Source organism: Pseudomonas sp. R37(2017), assembly GCF_002113375.1.
In the GTDB taxonomy this organism is placed as follows: domain Bacteria; phylum Pseudomonadota; class Gammaproteobacteria; order Pseudomonadales; family Pseudomonadaceae; genus Aquipseudomonas.
Genome location: NZ_NEHO01000016.1, coordinates 99360 through 122051, shown reverse-complemented (window position 1 = coordinate 122051; position 22692 = coordinate 99360). Strand labels below are relative to the sequence as shown.

At 61.3% G+C, this 22692-nt stretch carries 21 protein-coding genes and 1 pseudogene; 8 read left to right on the top strand and 14 right to left on the bottom strand.

Annotated elements, in window-relative coordinates:
- Positions 1 to 369 precede the first annotated feature (369 nt).
- A pseudogene (locus tag CAG47_RS29460) lies at positions 370 to 1458 on the top strand (cache domain-containing protein); the annotation flags it as partial.
- Between the two features lie 90 nt (positions 1459 to 1548).
- Positions 1549 to 2316 (top strand): methyl-accepting chemotaxis protein, encoded by a 768-nt coding sequence (locus CAG47_RS29455; RefSeq protein WP_371917236.1) that lies wholly within the window; start codon positions 1549 to 1551, stop codon positions 2314 to 2316.
- A 126-nt stretch (positions 2317 to 2442) separates the two neighbouring features.
- Here the strand turns inward: CAG47_RS29455 and CAG47_RS22315 are convergent, their stop codons facing one another.
- Positions 2443 to 3720 carry an acetyl-CoA C-acetyltransferase gene (locus CAG47_RS22315; RefSeq protein ID WP_085727475.1) on the bottom strand — a complete coding sequence of 426 codons (1278 nt, stop codon included), beginning with the start codon at positions 3718 to 3720 and terminating at the stop codon, positions 2443 to 2445.
- 233 nt (positions 3721 to 3953) lie between these two features.
- Between CAG47_RS22315 and CAG47_RS22310 the strand changes: the two genes are divergently transcribed.
- Complete coding sequence (locus CAG47_RS22310) at positions 3954 to 5306, top strand: 3-oxoacyl-ACP reductase (RefSeq protein ID WP_085727473.1); 1353 nt, start codon at positions 3954 to 3956, stop codon at positions 5304 to 5306.
- 2 nt (positions 5307 to 5308) lie between these two features.
- The gene (locus tag CAG47_RS22305) at positions 5309 to 6163 is read left to right on the top strand and encodes a MaoC/PaaZ C-terminal domain-containing protein (RefSeq protein ID WP_085727471.1); all 855 of its coding nucleotides are present in this window, start codon (positions 5309 to 5311) and stop codon (positions 6161 to 6163) included.
- A gap of 225 nt (positions 6164 to 6388) precedes the next feature.
- On the opposite strand, the gene CAG47_RS22300 is transcribed toward CAG47_RS22305, so the two are convergent.
- The 3 genes from CAG47_RS22300 to CAG47_RS22290 all read right to left on the bottom strand — a co-directional run bounded on the left by CAG47_RS22300 (position 6389) and on the right by CAG47_RS22290 (position 8303).
- Entirely contained in the window at positions 6389 to 6802 is a 414-nt protein-coding gene (locus CAG47_RS22300) for a response regulator (RefSeq protein ID WP_085727469.1), read from the bottom strand.
- 75 nt (positions 6803 to 6877) lie between these two features.
- On the bottom strand, positions 6878 to 7075 hold the full coding sequence (locus tag CAG47_RS22295; RefSeq protein WP_085727467.1) for a Flp family type IVb pilin: 198 nt from the start codon (positions 7073 to 7075) through the stop codon (positions 6878 to 6880).
- Positions 7076 to 7538: 463 nt separating this feature from the next.
- Entirely contained in the window at positions 7539 to 8303 is a 765-nt protein-coding gene (locus CAG47_RS22290) for a response regulator transcription factor (RefSeq protein WP_085727464.1), read from the bottom strand.
- A 216-nt stretch (positions 8304 to 8519) separates the two neighbouring features.
- Here CAG47_RS22290 and CAG47_RS22285 point away from each other — a divergent pair, with 216 nt between their 5' ends.
- Both CAG47_RS22285 and CAG47_RS22280 read left to right on the top strand, forming a co-directional pair.
- Entirely contained in the window at positions 8520 to 8825 is a 306-nt protein-coding gene (locus CAG47_RS22285) for a TadE/TadG family type IV pilus assembly protein (protein WP_085727462.1), read from the top strand.
- The gene (locus CAG47_RS22280) at positions 8822 to 11563 is read left to right on the top strand and encodes an ATP-binding protein (protein WP_085727460.1); all 2742 of its coding nucleotides are present in this window, start codon (positions 8822 to 8824) and stop codon (positions 11561 to 11563) included. Before CAG47_RS22285 ends, CAG47_RS22280 begins: the two co-directional genes overlap by 4 nt.
- 168 nt (positions 11564 to 11731) lie before the next feature.
- On the opposite strand, the gene CAG47_RS22275 is transcribed toward CAG47_RS22280, so the two are convergent.
- The 4 genes from CAG47_RS22275 to CAG47_RS22260 are packed head-to-tail and all read right to left on the bottom strand — an operon-like array spanning position 11732 to position 14016.
- Positions 11732 to 12295, bottom strand: a complete 564-nt coding sequence (locus CAG47_RS22275) for a DUF4136 domain-containing protein (RefSeq protein ID WP_085727458.1) — start codon at positions 12293 to 12295, stop codon at positions 11732 to 11734.
- 54 nt (positions 12296 to 12349) lie between these two features.
- Positions 12350 to 12952 (bottom strand): DUF4136 domain-containing protein, encoded by a 603-nt coding sequence (locus CAG47_RS22270; RefSeq protein WP_085727456.1) that lies wholly within the window; start codon positions 12950 to 12952, stop codon positions 12350 to 12352.
- A gap of 12 nt (positions 12953 to 12964) precedes the next feature.
- Entirely contained in the window at positions 12965 to 13714 is a 750-nt protein-coding gene (locus tag CAG47_RS22265; protein ID WP_085727454.1) for a methyltransferase domain-containing protein, read from the bottom strand.
- Complete coding sequence (locus CAG47_RS22260; protein ID WP_085727452.1) at positions 13714 to 14016, bottom strand: MazG-like family protein; 303 nt, start codon at positions 14014 to 14016, stop codon at positions 13714 to 13716. The genes CAG47_RS22265 and CAG47_RS22260 overlap by 1 nt, the downstream gene beginning before the upstream one ends.
- 161 nt (positions 14017 to 14177) lie before the next feature.
- Here CAG47_RS22260 and CAG47_RS22255 point away from each other — a divergent pair, with 161 nt between their 5' ends.
- Together CAG47_RS22255 and CAG47_RS22250 are read left to right on the top strand one after the other, a co-directional pair.
- Positions 14178 to 14471 (top strand): hypothetical protein, encoded by a 294-nt coding sequence (locus CAG47_RS22255; RefSeq protein WP_085727449.1) that lies wholly within the window; start codon positions 14178 to 14180, stop codon positions 14469 to 14471.
- Positions 14472 to 14537: 66 nt separating this feature from the next.
- Positions 14538 to 15887 (top strand): MATE family efflux transporter, encoded by a 1350-nt coding sequence (locus CAG47_RS22250; protein ID WP_085727447.1) that lies wholly within the window; start codon positions 14538 to 14540, stop codon positions 15885 to 15887.
- Between the two features lie 16 nt (positions 15888 to 15903).
- Here CAG47_RS22250 and CAG47_RS22245 read toward each other — a convergent pair whose 3' ends face one another.
- The 6 genes from CAG47_RS22245 to CAG47_RS22220 all read right to left on the bottom strand — a co-directional run bounded on the left by CAG47_RS22245 (position 15904) and on the right by CAG47_RS22220 (position 22674).
- Positions 15904 to 16704 (bottom strand): DUF4123 domain-containing protein, encoded by an 801-nt coding sequence (locus CAG47_RS22245; protein ID WP_085727445.1) that lies wholly within the window; start codon positions 16702 to 16704, stop codon positions 15904 to 15906.
- Positions 16701 to 18020 carry a contractile injection system protein, VgrG/Pvc8 family gene (locus tag CAG47_RS22240; RefSeq protein ID WP_085727443.1) on the bottom strand — a complete coding sequence of 440 codons (1320 nt, stop codon included), beginning with the start codon at positions 18018 to 18020 and terminating at the stop codon, positions 16701 to 16703. Before CAG47_RS22240 ends, CAG47_RS22245 begins: the two co-directional genes overlap by 4 nt.
- A gap of 230 nt (positions 18021 to 18250) precedes the next feature.
- Positions 18251 to 20164 carry an arginine decarboxylase gene (gene speA, locus CAG47_RS22235; protein WP_085727441.1) on the bottom strand — a complete coding sequence of 638 codons (1914 nt, stop codon included), beginning with the start codon at positions 20162 to 20164 and terminating at the stop codon, positions 18251 to 18253.
- Between the two features lie 219 nt (positions 20165 to 20383).
- Positions 20384 to 20755: a translation initiation factor Sui1 gene (locus CAG47_RS22230; protein ID WP_085727439.1), complete on the bottom strand. Its 372-nt coding sequence runs from the start codon at positions 20753 to 20755 to the stop codon at positions 20384 to 20386.
- 290 nt (positions 20756 to 21045) lie between these two features.
- The gene (locus CAG47_RS22225) at positions 21046 to 21603 is read right to left on the bottom strand and encodes an NUDIX hydrolase (RefSeq protein ID WP_085727437.1); all 558 of its coding nucleotides are present in this window, start codon (positions 21601 to 21603) and stop codon (positions 21046 to 21048) included.
- A 3-nt stretch (positions 21604 to 21606) separates the two neighbouring features.
- Positions 21607 to 22674: a DUF2333 family protein gene (locus CAG47_RS22220; RefSeq protein ID WP_085727434.1), complete on the bottom strand. Its 1068-nt coding sequence runs from the start codon at positions 22672 to 22674 to the stop codon at positions 21607 to 21609.
- Between the last annotated feature and the right edge of the window lie 18 nt (positions 22675 to 22692).

Below are 22692 nucleotides of genomic sequence, written 5' to 3'. Positions count from 1 at the left end.
GGGGTTGCCGACTCCTGAGTATTGCAGAAGCACGCAATGTGCCGATTTCGTTGGGTAAAACCGACGACCGCCACGGGTCGTTCAAGATCATAGCCGAGCCAGCGTCACTTGTTGCGCGAGGGCATTGAGGGCAATTACGACAGAAGCTGACATCACACCTCTTATCTTCCGTAGGATTTTTCCTGACAAGGCTCAATTTCCTCCGACAACAGCCGAAGTCCTTAGTGACAAAGTGATTTGTCCGACAATCGCTGCCACAACAAAAGCGATGCCGCACTCAAGGACCCGGGTGACCAGGAACGTTTTCGGCTGCCAATAAACCGCGAGTCATCTGCACTGCGTGGGCCTACAAGAAAATCTGGAGCGCGGATGAACATCAAACAGAAGTTGACCTGGGCGTTTGCAATCATCGCCTGCCTGCCCGTGGTGCTGGTCGCCACCCTCGTTGTGCTGAACCTGCGCAGTGATGCCAGGGACGAATTCGTCGACGGCAGTGCCCGCGAGATTCGTCAGGTCAGCAATGCCATGCAATTGTTCTTTGACGGTATCAGCCAGAACGTCGAGTACCTGGCCAAGCAACCGCTGATCCGAAACTCCGACGACAGTCTCAAGACTTACATGGCCGCCAACGCCGAGAGCGTCCCTCAGGGCGAGGCGGACAAAAAAGTCTTCACCCTGCTCCAGGACCTGGGCAACAGCCACCCTGCCTACGCCTATGCCATCCTCGGCACGGCGGCGGGCGGCTATGTGTCATGGCCGGATGATCCGAAACTGAACAACTACGACCCACGCCAGCGTCCCTGGTACAAGGCGGCCCAGGCCAAACCGGGCAAGCCGTTGCGCACCGAGGCCTACTACTGGGCTCAGGACGATGCGACCTACGTCAGCACCGTGCGCACCATCGACAACAAGTTGGGCACCAACGGCGGCGTGGTCAGCATCGACGTGACGCTCAAGCAGCTCACCGAAATCGTCAAACAGATCAAGCTCGGTGAAACCGGCTACCTGATGCTGCTGGAAAACACCGGCACGGTCCTGGTGGACCCGAAACAACCGGAACACAACTTCAAACCGCTGAACAGCCTTGGCGACGGCTATGCGCAACTGGCCAAGGCCGGCAAGGGCCTGGTGGAAGTGGAGCTCAACGGCGAGCGCTACATGGCCAACGTCTGGCCGTCGGAGCAACTGGGCTGGACGTTCATCGGCCTGATCAAACAGGACGACGTGATGAGCTCCGCGACCCAGTTGACCTGGTTGATCGCCATCATCGCCGCCGTACTGGCGGTCATCTTCGCCGTCGTCGGCGCCAGTTTTGCCAGCCTCATCGTGCGTCCGATCCGCAGCGTGGCCAGCGGCCTGGAAGGCATCGCCCAAGGCGAAGGCGACCTGACCCAGAACCTGCACATCCGAGGCAGCGACGAAACCGCGCAACTGGCCAACTGGTTCAACCAGTTCCTGGCCGCGATTCGCAACCTGATCCAGAACATCGGCGGTGCGGCGGGCAAGATCCTCGACACGTCCAAGAGCTCGACCCAGGTCTCCAGCGACATGGCCGAAGCCGCCGGGCGCCAGCGTGAAGCGGTGGACATGGTGTCCACGGCGTTCCACGAAATGGTCGCCACCGCCAACGAAGTTGCGCGCTCTTGCAGCCAGGCGGCGGAATCCGCCGACAGTGGCCAGCGCCAGGCGCGCGAAGGCCAGCAGCAGATCGATGCGGCGGTGAACAGCGTGGATCGCCTGAGCCAGGAAATCGAACAGTCGGCTCAGTCGATGCAACAGCTTGAACGCGACAGCAACGACATTCAGTCGATTCTCGGGACCATCCGCTCGATCGCCGAGCAAACCAACCTGCTGGCGTTGAACGCCGCGATCGAAGCGGCTCGGGCCGGTGAACAAGGCCGCGGTTTTGCCGTGGTGGCCGACGAGGTGCGGGCCCTGGCCAAGCGCACGGCCGACTCCACGGCGGAAATCGACGGGCTGCTGGGCAACCTGGCCAAACGCACCAGCCAGGTGACCCAACAAATGCATGCCAGCCTGGAAGTGTCCCAGCAATCGGTGACGCGCATTGGCGAGGCGCGCAACAGCTTCGGGCAGATCCGCGAGTCGGTGGACGTGATCCGCGACATGAATACCCAGATCGCAACCGCGGCGGAACAGCAGCATCAAGTGGCCGAAGACATCAACCGGCACATCAGCCAGATCCACGGCGATGCGCAGTTGGTGGCGGAACTGGCCAACTCGGCGCGCCTGGACTCCCAGAGCCTGGCCGGGTTGTCGAGCGAACTGGACGGATTGGTGCGCAGGTTCCGCACCTGATTTGTTGACTCACCACTCCCCCCCCCTGTAGGAGCGAGCATGCTCGCGATGGCGGCAGATCAGCCACACTGATGCTGGCTGTAAGGACGCCATCGCGAGCGTGCTCGCTCCTACAGGGGTTTTTGCCTAGCGTTCGAGGATGGCAGTCACACCCTGCCCGCCCGCCGCGCAAATCGAAATCAGCCCCCGCCCCTTGCCCGCCACATCCAGCAACTTCGCCAGGTTGGCGACAATGCGCCCGCCCGTGGCGGCAAACGGATGCCCTGCCGCCAGTGAGCTGCCCTTGACGTTGAGCTTGCTGCGATCGATCGAGCCCAGCGACGCGTCGAGGCCGAGACGGGTTTTGCAATATTCCGGATCTTCCCAGGCCTTCAATGTGCACAACACTTGCGCAGCGAACGCCTCGTGGATTTCGTAGTAGTCGAAGTCCTGCAACGTCAGGCCATTGCGCGCGAGCAAACGCGGCACGGCGTAGACCGGCGCCATCAACAACCCTTCGGCACCGTTGACGAAATCCACCGCCGCGGCCTCGCCGTCACGCCAGTAGGCCAGGATCGGTAACCCGCGCGCCTTGGCCCACTCCTCGCTACCCAGCAGCACCAGTGACGCACCATCGGTCAGTGGCGTGGAGTTGCCGGCGGTCAGTGTGCCCTTGGCGCTTTTCTCATAGGCCGGCTTGAGCGCGGCGAGCTTTTCCAGCGTGGAGTCCGGGCGCAGGTTGTTGTCACGGGTGAGCCCCAGGAACGGTGTCATCAGGTCGTTGTGCCAACCCTCGGCGTAGGACGCAGCCAGTTTCTGATGGCTCTCAAGTGCCAGTTGATCCTGCGCCTGGCGAGGGATGTTCCAGGCCTGGGCCATCAACTCGCAGTGCTGCCCCATGGACAACCCGGTGCGCGGCTCGCCGTTACGTGGAAACTCCGGGATCAAATGCCTGGGACGCAATTGCAGGAAGGTTTTCAGTTTGTCGCCGGTGGTTTTGGCGCGGTTGGCTTGCAGGAGAATCTTGCGCAGGCCATCGCTGACACTGATCGGCGCATCCGAGGTGGTGTCCACGCCACCGGCAATGCCGCAGTCGATCTGACCCAGGGCAATCTTGTTCGCCACCAGCAACGCCGCCTCCAGCCCGGTGCCGCACGCCTGCTGGATGTCATAGGCCGCAGTGGCGGGCGACAGTCGCGACCCCAGTACACATTCGCGAGTGAGGTTCATGTCCCGCGATAGCTTGAGCACGGCCCCGGCGACCACTTCGCCAATGCGCTGGCCATGCAGGTTGTAACGTTCGATCAGGCCTTCGAGAGCGGCGGTGAGCATCACCTGGTTACTGGCCGTGGCGTACGGGCCGTTGGAGCGGGCGAAAGGAATCCGGTTACCGCCGATGATCGCGACGCGGCGCAGTGGGGTCATGAAAAGCCTCTGCAAAAAGTTGAAATTAACCTAGTCCCCGTGGGAGCGGGCTTGCCCGCGATGGTGGCGTGTCAGGCGACATCGATGTTGGATGTGCCGGCCTCATCGCGAGCATGCCGCAAGCGGGCACCCGCTCCTACAATGTAACCAAGCGTAGGCCTTATCTCGTGGAGCGAACGACTGATCGCCATTCGTGGTCCACACTTTGAACCTCAGCTTTCGGAGCGCGTTCCATGTCTGACCGCTATATCGACTTCGCCAATTCGTCCATCGGTCATCGTCTGGTGGGCGCCCTGGGGTTGCCGGCACCGACCCGGCTGGAGCGTTGGCAAGCAGGCCGGCTGCGGCCCGTGGAGGGTGCGCTGCTGATCGGCGGCGGGCCGCTGGCCGAACACGTCAGCGCCTTCGCCAACCGCTTGACCGACGCGATCTACAGTTACAGCACTGAGCCATCGATCGCCACGGCCTGGATTCCCGGCCATGGACCGAAACTCAAGGCCGTGGTGTTCGATGCCAGTGATCTGCTGCATGCCGATCAGCTCAAACAGCTGCGCGAGTTTTTCCAGCCGCTGATGAAGAACCTCGATCACTGCGCGCACCTGGTGATTCTCGGGCGCGACCCGCAAACCTTGCGCGACCCGTTCGCCGCCAGTGCGCAACGTGCCCTGGAAGGTTTCAGTCGCTCGCTGGCCAAGGAGTTGCGCAACGGTGGCACCCTGCAATTGATCTACGTCGGCGAAGGTGCCGAGGCGCAACTGGAAGGCCCCCTGCGGTTTTTCCTCTCGCCCAAAAGCGCCTTCGTGTCCGGGCAGGTCCTTCGCTTGACCCCGTGTTCGACGCCAGTCACCGACTGGACGCGCCCGCTCGCCGGGCGCAAGGCACTGGTCACCGGCGCGGCACGCGGCATCGGTGCCGCCATCGCCGAGACCCTGGCCCGCGACGGTGCCGACGTCATCCTGCTCGACGTACCACCGGCGAAAACCGATCTCGAAGCCCTCACCGCGCGCCTCGGCGGGCGCAGCATCACCCTCGACATCTGCGCCGAGGACGCCGCTGCGCAGTTGATCGAACAGTTGTCAGACGGCCTCGACATCGTCGTGCACAACGCCGGCATCACTCGGGATAAAACCCTGGCCAATATGACCCCGGAGTTCTGGGACGCGGTACTGGCAGTCAACCTCAATGCGCCGCAAGTACTGACCAAAGCCCTGCTCGACAGCGGCACCCTGCACGACAATGGCCGGGTGATTCTGCTGGCGTCCATCAGTGGCATTGCCGGCAATCGCGGGCAAACCAATTACGCGGCGAGCAAGGCCGGACTCATTGGCCTGGCGCAGGCGTGGGCGCCATTGCTCAGCGAGCGCGGCATCAGCATCAACGCCGTGGCGCCGGGATTCATCGAAACGCAGATGACCGCGCGCATCCCCTTCGGCCTGCGCGAAGCCGGACGGCGAATGAGTTCCCTCGGCCAGGGCGGCCTGCCACAGGACGTCGCCGAAGCCGTGGCCTGGCTCGCGCAACCGGGCACAGGCGCCTTCACCGGGCAAGCGTTGCGCGTCTGCGGGCAAAGTGTTCTGGGGGCTTGAGGATGATCACCGACTGGCACACACTCAACCGCGAACCCAGCCTGCCGGGGTTGTACGCCCGCGCCGCGACACGACGCAAAATCACCGGCACCACCCTGCCCGATTCGGGTCTGCGGTGCTGGGTCGAGGTCGATCCCAAGCGCCTCGCCGCTTATCGCAAGGTCTGTGGTTTTGTCGACGACGGCCTGCTGCCGCCCACCTATCCACACATCCTCGGGTTTGCCTTGCAGATGCAATTGCTCACGGCCAGGGACTTCCCGTTCCCGCTGCCGGGCCTGATTCACCTGAGCAATCGCATTCGTGTGCTGCGCCCCATGGGCGGGGTGAGTCGGGTGCGAGTCAGTGTGCAGGTGCAGAACCTGCAACCCCACGCCAAAGGCGCGACATTCGATCTACTGAGCACCCTCGACGATCAGTTGGGGCCGCTGTGGAAAGCAGAAAGCAAGATGCTCTGCCGCGGCGTCAAACTCGAAGGCGAGCCACCCGAAGATCCCCTGGCAAGCAGCCTGGCCTTCAGCGAAATCGAGCATTGGAAAGCGCCCTCGGACATCGGCCGGCAATACGCCAAAGTGTCCGGCGACTACAACCCGATCCACCTCAGCGCGGCCAGCGCCCGACTCTTCGGCGTTCCCACCGCCATCGCCCATGGCCTGTGGAACAAGGCGCGCACGCTGGCGGCACTGGCCAGGCATCTGCCCGCGGCGAATGTCGAGATCGCGGTGCAGTTCAAGAAACCGCTGCGGTTGCCCAGCGAGGTGACATTGCTGGCCAGTGCGCCGGGTGCGAGCGGAGATTTTCAACTGGTGGGCGTCGGGGATCTGGAGCATATGGTCGGGCATTGGCAGCCGATGGCCTGACAAGGCGGGTATGCACAGCCGGATAATCAGGCCGCCTCGCGAGCATGCTCGCTCCTACAGGTGCTGAGTACATCTGCAAGAAATTGGTCGACTGGCAGGCCGCCTTCGCGAGCAAGTCGGATCGCCGCACCGCCGCTCCCACAATGGGTCGGCGTACCCTCGCGGCTTTTCACCACTCATCAGGCCGAGCGTTAGCTCGCCTGCAGTTCTTGATCCTCCCGCCACTCAACCTTTAACCAGATAAACCTGCGGCTGCGGAAACAGATTATTCAGCGTCTCCAACAACCGCACGTGATAAATCGGCTTGCGAAAAAGATCCAGCACCTGCAAGCGCAACAGGTCACTGACATCATCCATGCCCGCATGCCCCGACGTCACAATCACCGGCAAATGCTCGCGCGACGTATGCTCGCGCAAGCGCTTGATCAACGATATGCCGCTCTCCTCCGGCATGCGCAGATCAGTGATCACCAATGCGATATCGGGATGCCGGGTCAGGTGCTGCAGCGCGAGCTTGACCGAAGTGGCCGTAAAACAATTGAACCCCTCACCCTTCAGCAACTCCGCCAATTCAAGCAATGCATCCTCATCGTCATCCACCAGAAGCAACTGTTGGCGTGGCTGTGCGAGAGCGTTCATGAGGTAACACCTGCAATGGGCGAAGCGCTGACGTTAGGATCCCGGTGAAACGACTGCCAATTGCCGGCTTCCAAATCACTGCGCCGCCTGAATCGTGTTGAACATGGCCGTGATGGCGTTCTTGACACCCGTACTGAAACCGGCGAGCACCACTGCGACCATGGCAGCAATGATCGCGTATTCGATACCGGACGCACCCTCGGTATCCTTGGCCAGGCCCTTGCAAAAAGCGACGCCGGATTTGACCGTCTGAACAAGCTTGGAAAAAGACATGGCATTTCTCCTGGGCGACGGGGGTTGCACGAACGCAATATGATTCCCCAGTGCCAGCACCAGCATTGTCGGCATTCCCCACCCCAACAAGTGTAAAAATGCATTAACACGAAAGTATTAATCGTTTCGTTGACGTCAAAAAACCGATCGCTCCATCGCAACTGTACGCTTCCGTTAGATATTTCCCCCACGTTAATGGGTTAATGGCATTTCGCCTTACCTGCGCCACAGTCAATTTGCGAAATAGTCCTGTGTTCATGGCTGCCTGATTGCGAAGTTGTCTCGTTAGATATGACGGGGGGTTTGCACAGAGGCTTGAGGACAACTGCACAGGAATGCGTTGGTTGAAGCGAGCATGCCGCAAGCGGGCACCCGCTCCTACAGAAGAGCAGAGCAAAGGCAGGGCCGCGTACACCCAAGCTCTTCACCTCTCATCAGGGCGAGCGTTTTTTCGCTTCTTTTTTCAGGCGCTTGTAAAAAAGGAAGACCCACCGGGCGACAAGGCCAGCGCCAACTGCGTCCGATTATGCATATGCGTCAAGCGCAACACCTGCGACACATACAGCTTCACCGTGTTCTCGGTAATCCCCAACTCACAGGCAACCTGATAATTGGTCTGCCCCTTGCCCACCAACTGCGCCACCTCCAGTTGCCGCGGTGACAGCTGATTGAAAATCGCCGGAATCTCCAGCGCATCAGCCTCGGCAATACCCCGGTCACCCGCTTGCGGTCCGCGCCGAACCTTGTCCAGGTCCTGATACAGATCATTGATCGACTCGGACAAATACTGCAGCTTCTGATCCAGATGCCCCAACTGCAAGTTCTTGTGCTTCTCCTGCAAGACCACTTCCTGACGCTGCAAACCTTCGAGCAATTCATTCAGATCGATCGGCTTCTGGTAATAGTCGGCAACGCCAGCGCGCAAGGCTTTGATCACGTCCTGCTTGTCGGCACACCCGGTGAGCATGATCGCCTCGAACGCCCGGTGCTTGCCCGATAGCCGTTGCAGCTCCTGCAACAGCTCAAGGCCATCCATGCCGGGCATGTGCAAGTCCAGCAGCACCAGACCGATATCGAGGTCTTCGTTGAAACGCTCTATCGCCTGATGGCCCGACTCGCAGGGAACACAACAGTAACCTTTGCCCTCCAGAAACTCGCAAAGCTCTTCAACGATCAATGGCGCATCGTCAACCACAAGGACTTTTACTGCCGAAGTAAACTTGCTCACATGTAACTCCCTGTCAGGCCAAGGGTTGACCCGTCCCTCACCGAAAGCCACCGCTGTTCAACTGCTGCCTGAAAAGTAGACGCAGTTTCCGGCCCTGTACATGACAGGGCCGACTATTGGAACCAGGACAAAGCTCTGCACTCGGTAAAAAACGTCCGTTTTGGCTGAATGATTCTATGCTGACATTACACAGTGTTGGTCAGGGTAGACGCACTCATGAAAGCCAGCCTCCCCCTTAAACAAAAAGGCGCCGCCGCGATTGAATTCGCCTTGGTATTCATGATTTTTTTCGGCGTGTCCTACGCCATCATCAGCTACAGCCTGCCACTGCTGTTGATGCAGTCATTCAACCAGTCGACCGCCGAAGCCGAGCGCCGCAGCGTGGGTGGGTTGCTGTCCGTGCGCATCAGTTACCCCACCAATAAAATCAGAGCCACCATCCCGTTCCTGAACTTGCCAGGCATCGGCCAGGTACCGAATCTGCCGGCGACTCTTACGGCTAGCGCGAGCCTGCAATTTTGAGTGCCGGCGACAAACTCTTCGGGCGCCTGCTCAATCGTCACCCGCCGCCCCCGCCGGAGTCGCAAGAGGCACAACGGGTGCACAGTTTCGGATTGCAGATGCAGCTCGATGCCGCGGGGCGTGTCATTCAAATGAGCGGTCCGCTGCGGCACCTGCTGTCCCGGCAAAATCCCGGCACTCAGGCACCGCATCTGCTCGACTTCCTGTTGCCCCAAAGCAGCCTTGTCGTCGAAGGTGCGCCAGCGGATTGGCAGGGACAAACCCTGGACCTGGATTTCTATAGCCTCAACGGTCCACCTCTGTATTTGCGCGGCTGGGTGCAACCCTTGGCCGATACCTGGTTGCTGCAAATGCTCGACATCGGCGATTTGTTGCTCGAACGCCGGCAATCGCGCAACCGCGAGCAATGCCAGGTGCTGGCGATGCAAATCGCCGAACAGTTGCGCCTATGCAGCCTGACGCGCCTGCCCGAGGTACTGGGCGCACAACTGCAAAGCCTGGCCCAGCGTTTTCAGGTCCCCTGCATTGCCCTGGCCCTGCTCGATGAGCAAGGCCAGGGCTGGCAAATTCACCAGCACTACGCAGCCCTGGATGCGCCGCAACTGTGGCAAAACGGCCAACGGCTGGGCACGGGGCTGGACAGTTTGAGTGGCTCGGCACCGCAGCACTTGACCCTGCGCGAACATCCGCGCCTGCAAGACACTTTCGGCAATACCGATGGCTTCGCCGTGCCCTATCACGATGCGCAAGGGGTGGTCGCCTGGTTGCTGTGTGGTTTCTTCACGGCGCCACATCACGCCCCCGATGTCACTGAGCGCGATTGGCTGCAAATCACCGCCGCGCTCGCCAGCCCCTTGCTCGAACGCCTGCGCGAGCATCGGCATCATCTGCAATTGGAACACCTGGAATCGCTGCAAGCGCTGCTCGGCACTGGCTGGTGGGAGGTTTTCAGCGACAGCAACGAGGTACAGCTGGCTCCTTCGCTGGTCACGACCCTGAACCTTGGAACGTCACGTTTATCCGTGCAGGACTGGCTCGATCAGGTGTATCCCGCCGACCGCGAGGAGCTGCGCATCCACTTGCAAGACTTGATGGACTCCGGCATGCCATTGCTGTCGTGCGTGCGCCTGTATCGCCCCGACGATGGTCCCGAACCGGTCTGGTATCGCCTGCAGGGTCAGGTGCTGGGCGTAGGGAAAAACCGCCGACTGGTGGGTTTCATGCTCGACATCAGCGACATCAAGAATCAGCAGCAGAGCGCAGCCGACGCCCATGCACGTCTGGACAACCTAATCGCCAGTTCGCCGGCAGTGATTTACGTACAGCGCTATGTCGAAGGCACGTTGCAACCGGTGTTCTTCAGCGACAGCCTGTTGCCGCTGCTCGGCTGGACCCTGGCCGACTGCACACCCGGAACGCTGGTGGAGCGGGTGCATCCCGACGACCGCCCGCAGTATTTCGAGCGCACCCGGCAGTTGCTGCGTGAAGGCTCGGTGCGCGCCCGCTATCGGTTGCGCGACAATCGCGGCGACTATCACTGGCTGCTCGATGAAGCGAAGTTGTTGCGCGACGATCTCGGCTTACCGGTGGAAGCCGTGGGCCTGTGGCTCGACGTCACGGACGCGACCCTGGCCACCGAACAGGTCAGGCAGAGTGAGGAGCGCTACCGGATTCTGGTGGAAGATTCGCCGGCGATGATCTGCCGCTACCTGCCGGACCTGACTCTGACCTTCGGCAATCGCCCGCTGGCCACGTATCTGGAACTGGCGCCCGAGCAGTTGCCGGGGGTGAACCTGGGCAGTTGGATGTCCGCGGAACAGCGCGGTGCGTTCACCCAACGACTGAACCGGTTGACCCCCGAGTTGCCAGTCAGCACCGCCGAGATCAACCTTCAACTGCCCGGGCGCGAACACGCCTGGTGGGTCTGGTCCGATCGCGGGCTATTCGATGAGCAGGGCCGCTTGCTCGAGATCCAGGCCGTTGGGCGCGACAACACCGAGGTGCGGCGCTCGCAGCAGCAGCTCACCCAAAGCGCGAAAATGGCCACCCTTGGTGAAATGGCCACCGGCCTGGCCCATGAGATCAACCAGCCGTTGAACGTGATGCACATGGCCATCGTCAATGTCCTCAAACGGCTGAACAACGGCGACGTACAGGTCGATTACCTGATCGACAAGCTCACCCGCATTGATTCCCAGGTGCAACGCGCCGCGCGGGTGGTGGACCATATGCGGGTGTTCGGTCGCCGCTCGGAAATCGAACAGCAACCGTTCAACCCCGCCCAGGCCATCGAAGGCACGCTGTCGCTGTTGGCCGAGGACATGCGCGGCAAAGGCGTCGACCTGCGCATCAGCGAGATCGCCTTTGAAGTGCAGGTGCGCGGCTACGTCGATCAGCTTGAACAAGTGCTGATCAACCTGATGGTCAATGCCCGGGATGCCCTGCTCGAAAAGCGCGAAAAACACCCCGGCTTCAAGCCATGGATTGCGCTGTACGCCGAACGGGACAAGCAGTCGGTACGCCTGTGGGTCGAAGACAACGGCGGCGGTATCGACCCACGTTTGCTGGAACGGATTTTCGAGCCGTTCTTCACCACCAAACCGGTCGGCGTCGGCACCGGTCTTGGGCTGTCGGTGAGCTACGGCATTGTCGAGAACATGGGCGGCAAACTGAGCGTAAGGAACTCCACCGAAGGCGCGCGCTTCTGCATCGAACTGCCAATTGTGCTGGCGGACTAGATCACCAGGGATGGGCGTCCCGAGTGACGACTGAGGTTGGCACCTGTTTCGACGTTGTTCAGATCGATCCCCAGGCTCGCCAGCAGTGGCGATGACCGCTGGCAACTTGCCGGTATCGAGCACAAAAAACCCCTGTGAGAGCACAGGGGTTATGGGGCCGGGGTGTTTCTAGGAGGCGTGCGGTGGGTAGTTGGCCAGTATCCGCGTGACCGTTTCCAGGATGGCATCGCGACGGTCCGACGGGTTCGGCGTGCTGCTCAATATCTGCTCGTCACTGCCGCGCCATACCAGCTTGCCGTCCTTGCCATCGAGCAGGTCGATCTGGATGGTCGCTACCTTGTAGCTGACACTACGGGTTTCGTTATACATGGGGGCGCCGTAGTAGCCATACCACGGGTTACCCCAACCGCCGCCGTAATTGGTGGTCACCTGTTGCTGGCGCTCTTCGACAATCAAGTAGGTCTGCACATTCAAATCGCCCTTGGCGCCTGCGGCGGCCGGGCGCAGGCCGCGCTGGTCCAGTTGACCGGCAACCGCCTGACGGATGCGCTGTTCGGTCAGGTCGCTCTTGATCCGTGGGTCATCGGGACGGTATTGCAGGGCGGGTTCTTTCCAGGTCCAGCTGCGATAGGCCGCAAAATCGCGACTGGCGTCGAAGTCATGATTGACCTGGTTGGCAGCGCAGGCACTGAGCAGCGCGGCCATGACCAGTAAAGCAAAACGGCGGAACATGATGGTTCTCCGGTTGAGGCATGATCCTGTGGAATGCTTCTTATCTACAAGAAGCTAACTAGGAGGATACGCCGACATCGCCTTTTCCACAGCCTCCCGAATCGCATCGACCCGCTCGCTTTCGCTGCCCCGGTTGCCGGTTTCGGCGCTGGAGCTCCATATCGGCTGGCCGCTTTTGGCGTCATACATATCCACCTGAACCACCACGACCTGCTCCGAATAGGTGCGCACGACCGGCACGCTGCCGTACATGCCATATCCGGGGCCGTAACCACCGTAACCGCCGTAGTAACCGTAATCGTCCCGAACCTGGCGCAAGCGGGTTTCCAGGCGCAGGTCGGCGCTGACAAACAGGTCCGCCGGGCGATTGTCGTGCAGGGGGCGCAAGCCCCGTTGATCCAGCGCATTGCTGACCGCTTCGGCGACCTGCGCCGAGTCGGCCCAGGCGGTGCCCGCCGGCAGATGCCCGTCGAGCCAGGCCCAACTGCGATAGCGTCCATAGTCACGCGGGGCGGCGGGATAAGCGCTGCGATCAAAGGTGTTGGCGGCCTGGGGCGGCGCCGCAGGCAACGGGTTGGATGTGGCGACATAGGGGTTGGCCCCCTGACAGGCGGCCAGCCCCAGGCAGAACACCAGTACACCTGAATGGCTTTTCATCGTGCGCTCCGATCAGACAGGCCGACAGATCCAGTGCAGGTAACGTCCAAGCCCGGCAAAGGCCGGATGACGGCGGTGGGCCAACTCCATTTCCAGCAGGTCCACCAGTTCGGCGCGGGACTGGAATTCCAACGGCATGTAATCGTGAAAAACCCGCACGCCACTCTGGGTTTCGACCTGCCACAAACCTGCAAGTTGCGCCGCCAGCTCGCGTGGATCGAGGGGCTGCTGCGGGGTCAGGCTCTGCTTTTCGCCGGCCATGTCGTTCTTGCGCATCTTGCGGAAATGGCCTTTGAGCAAGTTGCGATAAATCAGTGCGTCGCGGTTGTAGAACGCCAGGGACAGCCAGCCATCGGCCCTGGTCAGTTGATGCAGCACCGGCAGGATGGCGTGGGGGTCGGCCAGCCACTCCAGCACCGCGTGGCACAGCACCAGGTCGTAGGGTTCGGTGAGCTGGCCGAGCAGTTCCTGCCAGGGTGCCTGAATGAACGTGGCGCTCTGCCCGGCTTCGGCAAAACGCTGGCGGGCGCCTTCGAGCATGGGCTCGGCAGGTTCGGCGAGGGTCACCTGATGGCCACGCTGGGCCAGCCACAGCGACATGTGACCAAGGCCGGCGCCGATGTCGAGCACGCGCAGCGGACGGTCGGGCAAGGTTTCGGCCAGATCGGCCTGCAACACCGCCAGGCGGATCGCACCTTTGGCACCGCCGTAGATTTTTTCGGCGAATCGGGTCGCCAGTTGATCGAAATGACGGTCGCTCATCAGCTGAACCTCCGTTCGCTGTCCGCCAGCTTGCTGCGCACTACTGCATCCATGTCCAGGCCAAGCTCGCTGCACAACAGCAACAGATACAGCACAATGTCACCGACTTCCTGCCCGGCGTGGGCGAGTTTGTCCGCAGGCAACTGGCGTGACTGGTCTTCGGTCAGCCACTGGAAGATCTCCACCAGCTCGGACATTTCCACGCTCGCGGCCATGGCCAGGTTTTTCGGGCTGTGAAATTGCCGCCAGTCATTGCGGTCACGAATGGCGTGCAGGCGTTCGGTCAGTTCAACAAGGTTCATCGGGCTCTCCTGAAGACGTATAGCTTCGGGGGGATGACGGGTGAAGGCAAGTGACAAGATTGGGCGGTCGGCATTGTTTATTGTGGGTATGGTGCAACGCTCTATGCTTGTGGGAACTCGACAGCCCAAGATTCGATTCTCTTTGATCAGGACGCCACTCCATGCAGGTAGAAGGTTTTTCCGAATGGCTCGGCCAGGTACTCGGCTCGATCATCCGCTTTATCGTTGACGGCCTCAGTGGGCTGTTCAACCTGTTGAGCAACGCCAGCAGCAACTTTGTCGAAGGCTTGTCCCAGGCGCTGGGCATGGATACCTCGGTCGTCAGCATCATGACCTTGATCCTCGGACTGATCCTGTTGTGGTCGGCGATCCGCGCCTTTCTCAATGCGTCGTTCATCATGGGGATCATCTGGTTGATGCTGGGGCTTTGGTTGCTCAGCTGGATCATCCACTGACCCCACAATGGATCGCGGAAGATTTCAAATGTGCCGCTACAATGCCGGCTCCCCCAAGGAGCCTGCATGTCCAACCTGACCGCCGACTGGCGCGACCGCCCTACCCATCGCCGGGTCTGGGCGCTCGCCGCGCCGATGATTCTCTCGAACCTTTCCGTACCGCTGGTGGCCCTGGTCGACAGCACCGTCATCGGCCACCTGCCCCATGCCCATCAACTCGGCGCCGTCGCGGTCGGGGCCAGCCTGTATACCTTCCTCGCCTGGGCCATGGGTTTTCTGCGCATGGGCTCCACCGGGTTCGCCGCCCAGGCTGCAGGGCGTGGCGATGGCGCGGCCTTACGGCAGATTCTGTTGCAAGGCCTGTTGCTCGCCATCGGCCTGGCCGTGGTGTTGGGGGCGGCGGGCGTGCCGTTGAGCGGGGTGGCGTTGCACTTCATGCAACCGTCGGCGGAGCTCGATCAACTGACCCGCGAGTTTTTCCACACCCGTCTGTTCGGACTCCCCGCAGCGCTGGCCAGCTATGCCTTGGTCGGCTGGTTCCTCGGCACCCAGAACGCCCGGGCGCCGCTGGCGATTTTGCTGAGCACCAACCTGGTCAACATTGCCCTGAACCTGTGGTTCGTCCTCGGACTGGAATGGGGCGTGGTCGGTGCGGCCCGGGCCTCGGTGATTGCCGAATGGACGGGGGCCCTGATCGGCTTGCTGATGACCCGCAAAGCCCTGCGCGCCTATCCCGGGCATATCGTCTGGGCGGCATTGGCGCTGTGGCAGAGTTGGCGGCCACTGCTGGCGGTCAACCGCGACATCTTCATCCGCAGCCTGGCGCTGCAATCGGTGTTTTTCCTGATCACGGTACAAGGCACGCGGCTGGGCGACGCCACAGTCGCAGCCAATGCCCTTTTGCTCAATGGCCTGCTACTGACCGCCCACGCACTGGACGGCCTGGCCCACGCCGTCGAAGCCCTGTGCGGGCATGCCCTCGGCGCTCGTGATCGCGGTGCCCTGCGCCGTTCATTGGTGGTGGCTGGCGGTTGGTCGTTGCTGGCAAGCCTGGGTTTCGCCGCGCTGTTTCTGTTCGCCGGGCACTTGTTCATCGAGATGCAGACCGACATTCAAAGTGTGCGCGATACCGCGTTCATCTACCTTCCCTACCTCGCCGTCTTGCCGCTGATCGCCGTCTGGAGTTACCTGCTCGACGGCCTGTTCATCGGCGCCACCCGGGCCAGGGAAATGCGCAATGGCATGCTGCTGACCGTGGCGCTGGTGTTGCCATTCGGCTGGGCACTGCAAGGCTGGGGCAACCATGGCCTGTGGATGACCTTTTTGTTGTTCATGCTGCTGCGCAGCCTGACCCTCGGCGTGATCGCCTGGCGCCTGCGCCGTCACGATGGCTGGTTCGCTGGCAGCACTCACTGAACGGACTGTTTCGACCTCACGGCCAGGGTCGGTCGTTCTGCCACTGGCTTCGCAGGCTATCGAGCCGCTCCTGTTGAGTCCGTCCCGGCAGCGGCTGAACGGGGACGGCGTCGGGATACTGCAAGCGAAGCCATATCCAGCCATCGAGCACCGGGCGTTCGCTGAACCCCAGCGCCAGCCCCTCCTGCACATGGGTCCACAGGCGGGAAAAATCGGCACCGGTGGATCGGCTCCAGCGCCAGGCATATTGCTCGAGCAGGCAGGTTTGCAGCTTCTCCTTTTGCCTGGTGCTCAGGCTCTCCTCTACTGCCAACGGTCTGACCACCAGTCCCGGGTTGGACAAGCGTTGCCAGCCTTCACATCCCATCGCACGGTCGCCCCAACTGCCGCCGAACCAGCGCAACTGCTGGACAGGCCCTAGCCAGCGACTCAACTCAGCGGGATCGCAGGCATCGAAAAAATAGCTGGCGGTGATCGGGTTGTAGTAGCTCAAAAGGGCCCGGTGCAGGCCAAGCGTAACTGTGAGCATGCGTCGTAAATGCGCCAGCAACGACGAAGCGCTGGCCTCGCTACCTATCAGCAATCCGGGCCAGCGTTGTCCATCGACGATGCATAAATCGGCGAGTGCCGGGCAGGTACGCAGATCGACCAGGAGCGGTCCCTGCTCATGCAGCGCATGCCACTGCGTACTTTCGAACAGCCAGGACCGGCTGGCCTGCGCAAACAGCTGCCGAAGTGTGACACCCGCCTGCGGCGAGCCCGGCACATCCAGCAACAACCACTGCGGGGGTGCCTCGGGCGTGCACGTGACGATCATGCTCCAGAGCTCTGGCCCAGCCGTGTCGCCAGACGACAGGTACACAACGCCTGTGCACAATGGTTGAAACTGCCACCGCCAGGCAGCAGGCACAGCATCAGTAATGGCTCCGACGACCGTAACCATTGCTCCAGGCCATCGTCACTCGTGCAGACGGGCTGGGGCCCGGCAGCCCCTGTCACCTCGACCGGTGTCGGTGCATGCAGCACCCCGCAGATCTGCGGCTGGTCGGGATCGCCGTCGATAAAACTCACCACCAGCTCGGTTCCTTCGCACAATGGCGAGAGCGTCTCGGCCTGCAAGGGGCCGGCCAATGGCAGCCAACAGTGACTGGGTGCCGCCCCTTCGCCCTGATAAAGCCAGTCGAACTGCACCGGTATCGGCCTTGCAAGGTCGGGACCCGGTTCATCGACCTCCACGACCCACGCCCGTTGCAGGCTATGCATCCGTGGCTTGACCGTCGCGAGGGGCGGCTCGAAGGACGCTGGCCATTGCACGGCGCGGGCCTGATTGCGGTACGGCATCGCCGCATCCTGGCTGCCCCAATGTTCAATTTGGGTCAGCAGCCAGAGTCGATTGCAATTGGCAATCGGATGACCGGACAGCGGCATCAGCCGACCGCTGCGCAGCGTCGCCAGGTCTGTCCGGCATTCGGCACACTGCGCCGCAGTCACCGTGCAGCGCTGACGTTCGAACTGCCGCACCGCCGGTCGATCACCCTCGTGGCGCAATTCCGCCGGTTCGTCGGTTCGAAAATGCTGTTGATCATCCCCGAATACCACGCAGTGTCCGCTGGACCGGTGTTCGAAGTAGTAGTGAAGCCGTTCCTGGGCGCAAAGTCGCTGGAGAAATTGCAGGTCTGACTCTCGATATTGCGTGCAAAAATCCCGGGGTGGGTGGTCGCCACTCAGCTCCAGGCGTCGATTTTTACCGGTAATACCATGCTCCTTGAGCACCTGGTCGAGGATTTGCGGCACTGAACGGGCACTGAACACTCGCTGGCTGAAGCGTTGGGCCAGGCAAGCCAGTTTTGGCCCCAGGCGCACCTGGCAGAGTCGAGGTCCCGAGGCATGATCACGCTGGACGAGTTCATGCAACTGTCCATGCACGAGGCTTCCGGCTGGCCCGAAATGCAGCGAGGCCGGGCGGTACAGCAAACTGGCAAGGTCAAGCAGCGGGTCATCGATCAGCAGTTCCAGGTCGAATACGAACGGCTCACTGATGGCTTCTCTACCGGTAAAGGACAGGACCTCAAGGGAGCCGGGCAGACCTGCAACATCCAGACGAAATGACGGTTCACTGACTGGATTGAACATCGGCGTTTCTCTACAGGAGGGGCGGCCGGGGATTCTCGCTGAGAGACATGGCCGAGTAGAGTGCCGAAATACAGATTAGGAAATCGCCTACGCGAAAAGAAGACCAAATGCCTGAGTAGTCGAGTACGCGGGAAATTTCGTATGGAACAGGAGAATTGCCGCACCAGGTCATCTGAAAATTCCGCGGCAAACGGAAAAATTTCAGACAACCCGATGGGCGTGACGCTGCCTCAGGAAGACAGGTAAGACGAACGGGTCAGCCCCAGTCGCAAGGCATCGAGGAACTGTGTGCGCTCGGTTGCGCTGATGCGGGCACTGGCGCACTTGTCGCGGTAGTGAGTCATCAGTTCCTCCGGCGACAAGTGCACATAACGCAGCATGTCTTCGATGGTGTCGTGGGTTTCGATACCGGCGTGGTACACGCTGCCATCGGCATTCTGGTAGATGTTCACCGAGTCGGTGTCGCCGAACAGGTTGTGCATGTCGCCAAGAATTTCCTGGTAGGCACCGACCAGGAACACACCCAGCAAGTAGTCTTCACCTTCGTTCAGCGCGTGCACCGGCAAACTGGTTTCGATGCTCTGCTCGTCGACGTACTGGTTGATCTTGCCGTCGGAGTCGCAGGTCAGGTCCTGCAGTACCGCACGACGCAGCGGCTCTTCGTCCAGGCGGTGCAGCGGGATGATCGGCAGGACCTGGTCGATGGCCCAGGTGTCCGGCAGGCTCTGGAACACCGAGAAGTTGCAGATGTACTTGTCGGCCAGCTTGTCGTTGAGTTCGTCCAGCACCTGACGGTGGGAACGCTGGCGCGCCTTCAGCGAGTTGTGCAGACGACGGCACACGGCGAAGTAGCATTGCTCGGCCAGGGCTTTTTCGGCCAGGGTCAATTTGCCGTCGGCGTACTGGGCGGCGACATCGCTCATGTAGTGCGTGGCGCGCCAGTAGGTTTCGGTGACCATCTCGATGTCGGTCGGACCCAACAGGTCCACCAGCCACTGCACGGTTTCCGGCAGCGCTTCCTTGTTCTCGATCTGTGGCACGTCGTCGTTGTGTTTCTCGACGTCGGTCACTTGCACCACCAGCATGGCGTGGTGCGCGGTCAGGGAGCGGCCGCTTTCGGAGAAGATGTTCGGGTGCGGCAGGCTCTGCGCATCGCAGAACTCCTTGAGCATCCCGACCACGACGCCAGCGTAGTCGTCCATGTCGTAGTTGATCGAACTGGCGTTACGCGAATGCGTACCGTCGTAGTCCACGCCCAGGCCACCGCCGACGTCGATGTGGTCCACCGGCAGGCCGAGGTTGCGCAACTCGCCGTAGTAACGGATCGCTTCCTTGAAACCGTGCTGGTAGTCCGCCAGGTTGGCAATCTGCGACCCCATGTGGAAATGCAGCAGGCGAATGCCCTGATCCAGGCCCGCCGCACGGAAACGCTCGACCACCGACAACAGTTGCGCCGCCGACAGGCCGAACTTGGATTTCTCGCCGCCGGTGTCTGCCCACTTGCTCGATGCCAGGGACGACAGGCGCACGCGCAGGCCGACCTGAGGCTTGACCTTGAGCGAAGCGGCTTCTTCGATCACCAGACCGACTTCGGATTCTTTCTCGATCACGATGAACACATTGTGACCGAGCTTCTGGCCCATCAGCGCCAGGCGGATGAACTCGCGGTCCTTGTAACCGTTGCAGACAATGGTGCCGCCCTTCGGCGCCAGTGCCAGCACCGCCAGCAGCTCAGGCTTGGAGCCGGCTTCCAGACCGATGGAGACGTTCTGGGTGGCGATGATGTTCTCGATCACCGCTTCCTGCTGGTTCACCTTGATCGGGTACAGCGCGGTGTACTTGCTCTGGTATTCCAGACGCTCGATGTTGGCGTCGAACGCGCCGGTCAGCTGGCGCACGCGGTCTTGCAGAATGTCCGGGAAACGGACCAGCAACGGCAAGGACAGGCCACTTTTGCGCAGCTGGTCGACTTGCTCGAACAGGTCGATAGGCGAGCTGCTCGGACCGTTCGGACGAACTTCGACGCGACCGGCGTCATTGATCGCGAAATACCCGGCCCCCCAATGGCGAATCCCGTAAACACTGCGGCTGTCCGCAACTGTCCATTGGCTGCCATCGTCTTTGCGTGTGCGTCGTACGGACATCGAAGTCCCCTATAAAGAAGTCATAGTGCGTCGCCTGGATTCAGGCCGGCGCAGTCTAAAGAATGAAAATGACGGTTCGTCAACGAGGCAATAGACCCCGCCGACCGCAGTGAGTTTAGAAACCGGTCATGAACAGGCTCTGTGAAAACCATGTGGACGAAGCCAGGCCTGAATGCCATCAGGACCGGATCAAGCCGAGGGTGGTTTTCACAGAGGCTGCTAGCCGCCGGACTTCTTCGCTTTGAAACCGAGCTTGATCAGTTCTGCCAAGAGTAGCTCGACATGATCGCCCTGGATTTCGATGACACCGTCTTTCAGCGCCCCACCGGTCCCACAGCGTTTCTTCAACGTCGTGGCCAGTTCCTTGAGCGCGTCTTCAGCCAATGGCACGCCAGTGATGGTGGTCACCGTCTTGCCGCCACGGCCCTTGCTTTCGCGACGCACGCGCGCGATGCCGTCGCCGGCAGGGATAACGGTCTGTTTGCAGATGCAGTCGTCCACCGGTTTACTGCATTCCGGGCAATGACGACCTGCGTCGGTGGAAAATACCAGGCCGCCCAGGGCGGCGAAGGATGCGGCTTTTTTGGCCACCGGCAATCCTCTTCGGAGGACAAAGACTGGTCGCAGCACTTGGGAAGGCTATCGACCGCGAAGCCCCACTCAGGCAGGGGCAGCGCTACTGAAACGGTTGGCTCCCTGTAGGAGCGAGCATGCTCGCGATGGTCGTCAACGATGACGCTGGAGCCCTGACACCCAACGGTGCTCTCGGGTCCATCGCGAGCGTGCTCGCTCCTACAGGTACGGCAATACCGTTACAGCTTGAAAAGGTCGCGCAGTGTAACGGCAAAAACGCCGATTGCTAAGAGCCAATCGGCGCCAATTTATAGCTCTTTTGCGACGTCTTCGCCGCGAGAACGCAGATAGCGTTTCAACGCAGCCAGGGAGTCCGGGCAATAGGGCTTCTGCCGGATTTCCCGCAGTACTTCTTCAACAGGCAAAAAGCGCGCTTCCAGCACCTCTTCCGGTTGCAGTACCAATGGGCCGTCCCACACCGCCGAGAACGCCGAACACCAGAGGCGATTGCCGGTGTCTTCGAAGAAAAAGTGATCATGGGCGGTCAACTCGACACCGCTCACCCCCAACTCCTCCTCCAGTTCCCGGGCCGCCGACTCGGCATAGGTTTCGGTGGCGAGGACCATGCCGCCCGCCGCCACGTCCCAGTAACCCGGATAGATCGCCTTGCTCAGGGTCCGACGGTGCACGCACAACTCGCCCGCGGAGTTGAACAACATAATGTAGGTGCCTCGCCCGATCAGCCCGCGCTCGCGCAAGTCGGAGCGCACCAGGGCGCCGAGCAGGTTGTCCTGCTCGTCGACCCAGGCGATCTGTTCGGCATCGGAGGCCGCACGGTGCGCGGCCTCCCTGGCGTTATCGACCATGACTCAGCCCTGATTGAGCAATTGACGCAAATCGATCACCGCAGCGTTGGCCCGGGAAATGTAATTGGCCATGACCAACGAGTGGTTGGCCCACACACCGAAGCCACTGCCATTGAGGATCATCGGGCTCCACACCGGCTCCTGCGACGCTTCCAGCTCACGAATGATCTGACGCACGCTGACCGTCGCGTTCTTCTTGGCCAGCACATCGGCGAAATCGACTTCGATGGCACGCAGCAAATGCGATAGTGCCCAAGCCTGGCCGCGGGCTTCGTAGAACACGTTGTCGATCTGCAGCCATGGGGTCTCGACGATTTCTTCGTCGACCTGAGGCGCCACACCCGGCGCCACTACCTCGGTCTTCAGCGCAGTATTGAGCTTGACCCGGCCCACACTGGCCGACAGCCGTTGCGACAGCGAACCCAGTCGGGTGCCGACGTCACCCAGCCAGTTGTTCAGGTTGTCGGCGCGAGCATAGAACAGCGCGGTCTTCTGGTTCGGATCAGACAGACGCGCCTGGTAGCGGCTCAGGGAATTGATGCCTTCCTGGTACTCGGACTCACTGGACGGCAGCACCCAGCTCTTGTTGTCGAAGTTGAAACGCGGTTCAGCCTTGGCCAGATCGGCGTCTTCGGCGGACTGCGACTGTGAACGGGCGAAGTCTTTACGCAGTGCCCGGCTCAGGTCGCGGACCTGCACCAGCACGCCGTATTCCCAGCTCGGCATGTTGTCCATCCACAGGCCTGGCGGGAACCGGTCATTGGAAATATAGCCACCCGGCTTGGTCAGCAAGGTGCCGGCGACGGTCTTGAGGGTTTCCACCGTGGTGTAGCCAACGACCATCTGCTTGCCTTCTTTCTCCGCCGCCATCTGCGCGGTCTGCTGGACCGGGAACAGCGCCGGCTCCTGGCTCCAGTACCAGCCCAGGACACTCGCCACCAACAGGTAGATGCCCAGCAGGGTGGCCAGCGCCCGGCTGAACAACAGACCACCCAGATAACTGCGGGCCTCCGACTTCGGTTCAGCAGCACGTTCAGGCGCACTGTCTGTGCGGTTCTTCCAGTCCAGCATGGCGATATCCTTTCAATC

What these genes read in the sequence shown, in the direction of transcription:
- CAG47_RS29455 (WP_371917236.1), top strand. Translation starts at nt 1,549, where the DNA reads ATGGCCGAAGCCGCCGGGCGCCAGCGTGAAGCGGTGGACATGGTGTCC.
- CAG47_RS22255 (WP_085727449.1), top strand. Translation starts at nt 14,178, where the DNA reads ATGCAGGTAGAAGGTTTTTCCGAATGGCTCGGCCAGGTACTCGGCTCG.
- CAG47_RS22265 (WP_085727454.1), bottom strand. Translation starts at nt 13,714, where the DNA reads ATGAGCGACCGTCATTTCGATCAACTGGCGACCCGATTCGCCGAAAAA.
- CAG47_RS22260 (WP_085727452.1), bottom strand. Translation starts at nt 14,016, where the DNA reads ATGAACCTTGTTGAACTGACCGAACGCCTGCACGCCATTCGTGACCGC.
- CAG47_RS22315 (WP_085727475.1), bottom strand. Translation starts at nt 3,720, where the DNA reads ATGACCCCACTGCGCCGCGTCGCGATCATCGGCGGTAACCGGATTCCT.
- CAG47_RS22240 (WP_085727443.1), bottom strand. Translation starts at nt 18,020, where the DNA reads ATGTTCAATCCAGTCAGTGAACCGTCATTTCGTCTGGATGTTGCAGGT.
- CAG47_RS22275 (WP_085727458.1), bottom strand. Translation starts at nt 12,295, where the DNA reads ATGTTCCGCCGTTTTGCTTTACTGGTCATGGCCGCGCTGCTCAGTGCC.
- CAG47_RS22250 (WP_085727447.1), top strand. Translation starts at nt 14,538, where the DNA reads ATGTCCAACCTGACCGCCGACTGGCGCGACCGCCCTACCCATCGCCGG.
- CAG47_RS22310 (WP_085727473.1), top strand. Translation starts at nt 3,954, where the DNA reads ATGTCTGACCGCTATATCGACTTCGCCAATTCGTCCATCGGTCATCGT.
- CAG47_RS22225 (WP_085727437.1), bottom strand. Translation starts at nt 21,603, where the DNA reads ATGGTCGATAACGCCAGGGAGGCCGCGCACCGTGCGGCCTCCGATGCC.
- CAG47_RS22295 (WP_085727467.1), bottom strand. Translation starts at nt 7,075, where the DNA reads ATGTCTTTTTCCAAGCTTGTTCAGACGGTCAAATCCGGCGTCGCTTTT.
- CAG47_RS22300 (WP_085727469.1), bottom strand. Translation starts at nt 6,802, where the DNA reads ATGAACGCTCTCGCACAGCCACGCCAACAGTTGCTTCTGGTGGATGAC.
- CAG47_RS22285 (WP_085727462.1), top strand. Translation starts at nt 8,520, where the DNA reads ATGAAAGCCAGCCTCCCCCTTAAACAAAAAGGCGCCGCCGCGATTGAA.
- CAG47_RS22305 (WP_085727471.1), top strand. Translation starts at nt 5,309, where the DNA reads ATGATCACCGACTGGCACACACTCAACCGCGAACCCAGCCTGCCGGGG.
- CAG47_RS22245 (WP_085727445.1), bottom strand. Translation starts at nt 16,704, where the DNA reads ATGATCGTCACGTGCACGCCCGAGGCACCCCCGCAGTGGTTGTTGCTG.
- CAG47_RS22270 (WP_085727456.1), bottom strand. Translation starts at nt 12,952, where the DNA reads ATGAAAAGCCATTCAGGTGTACTGGTGTTCTGCCTGGGGCTGGCCGCC.
- speA (WP_085727441.1), bottom strand. Translation starts at nt 20,164, where the DNA reads ATGTCCGTACGACGCACACGCAAAGACGATGGCAGCCAATGGACAGTT.
- CAG47_RS22220 (WP_085727434.1), bottom strand. Translation starts at nt 22,674, where the DNA reads ATGCTGGACTGGAAGAACCGCACAGACAGTGCGCCTGAACGTGCTGCT.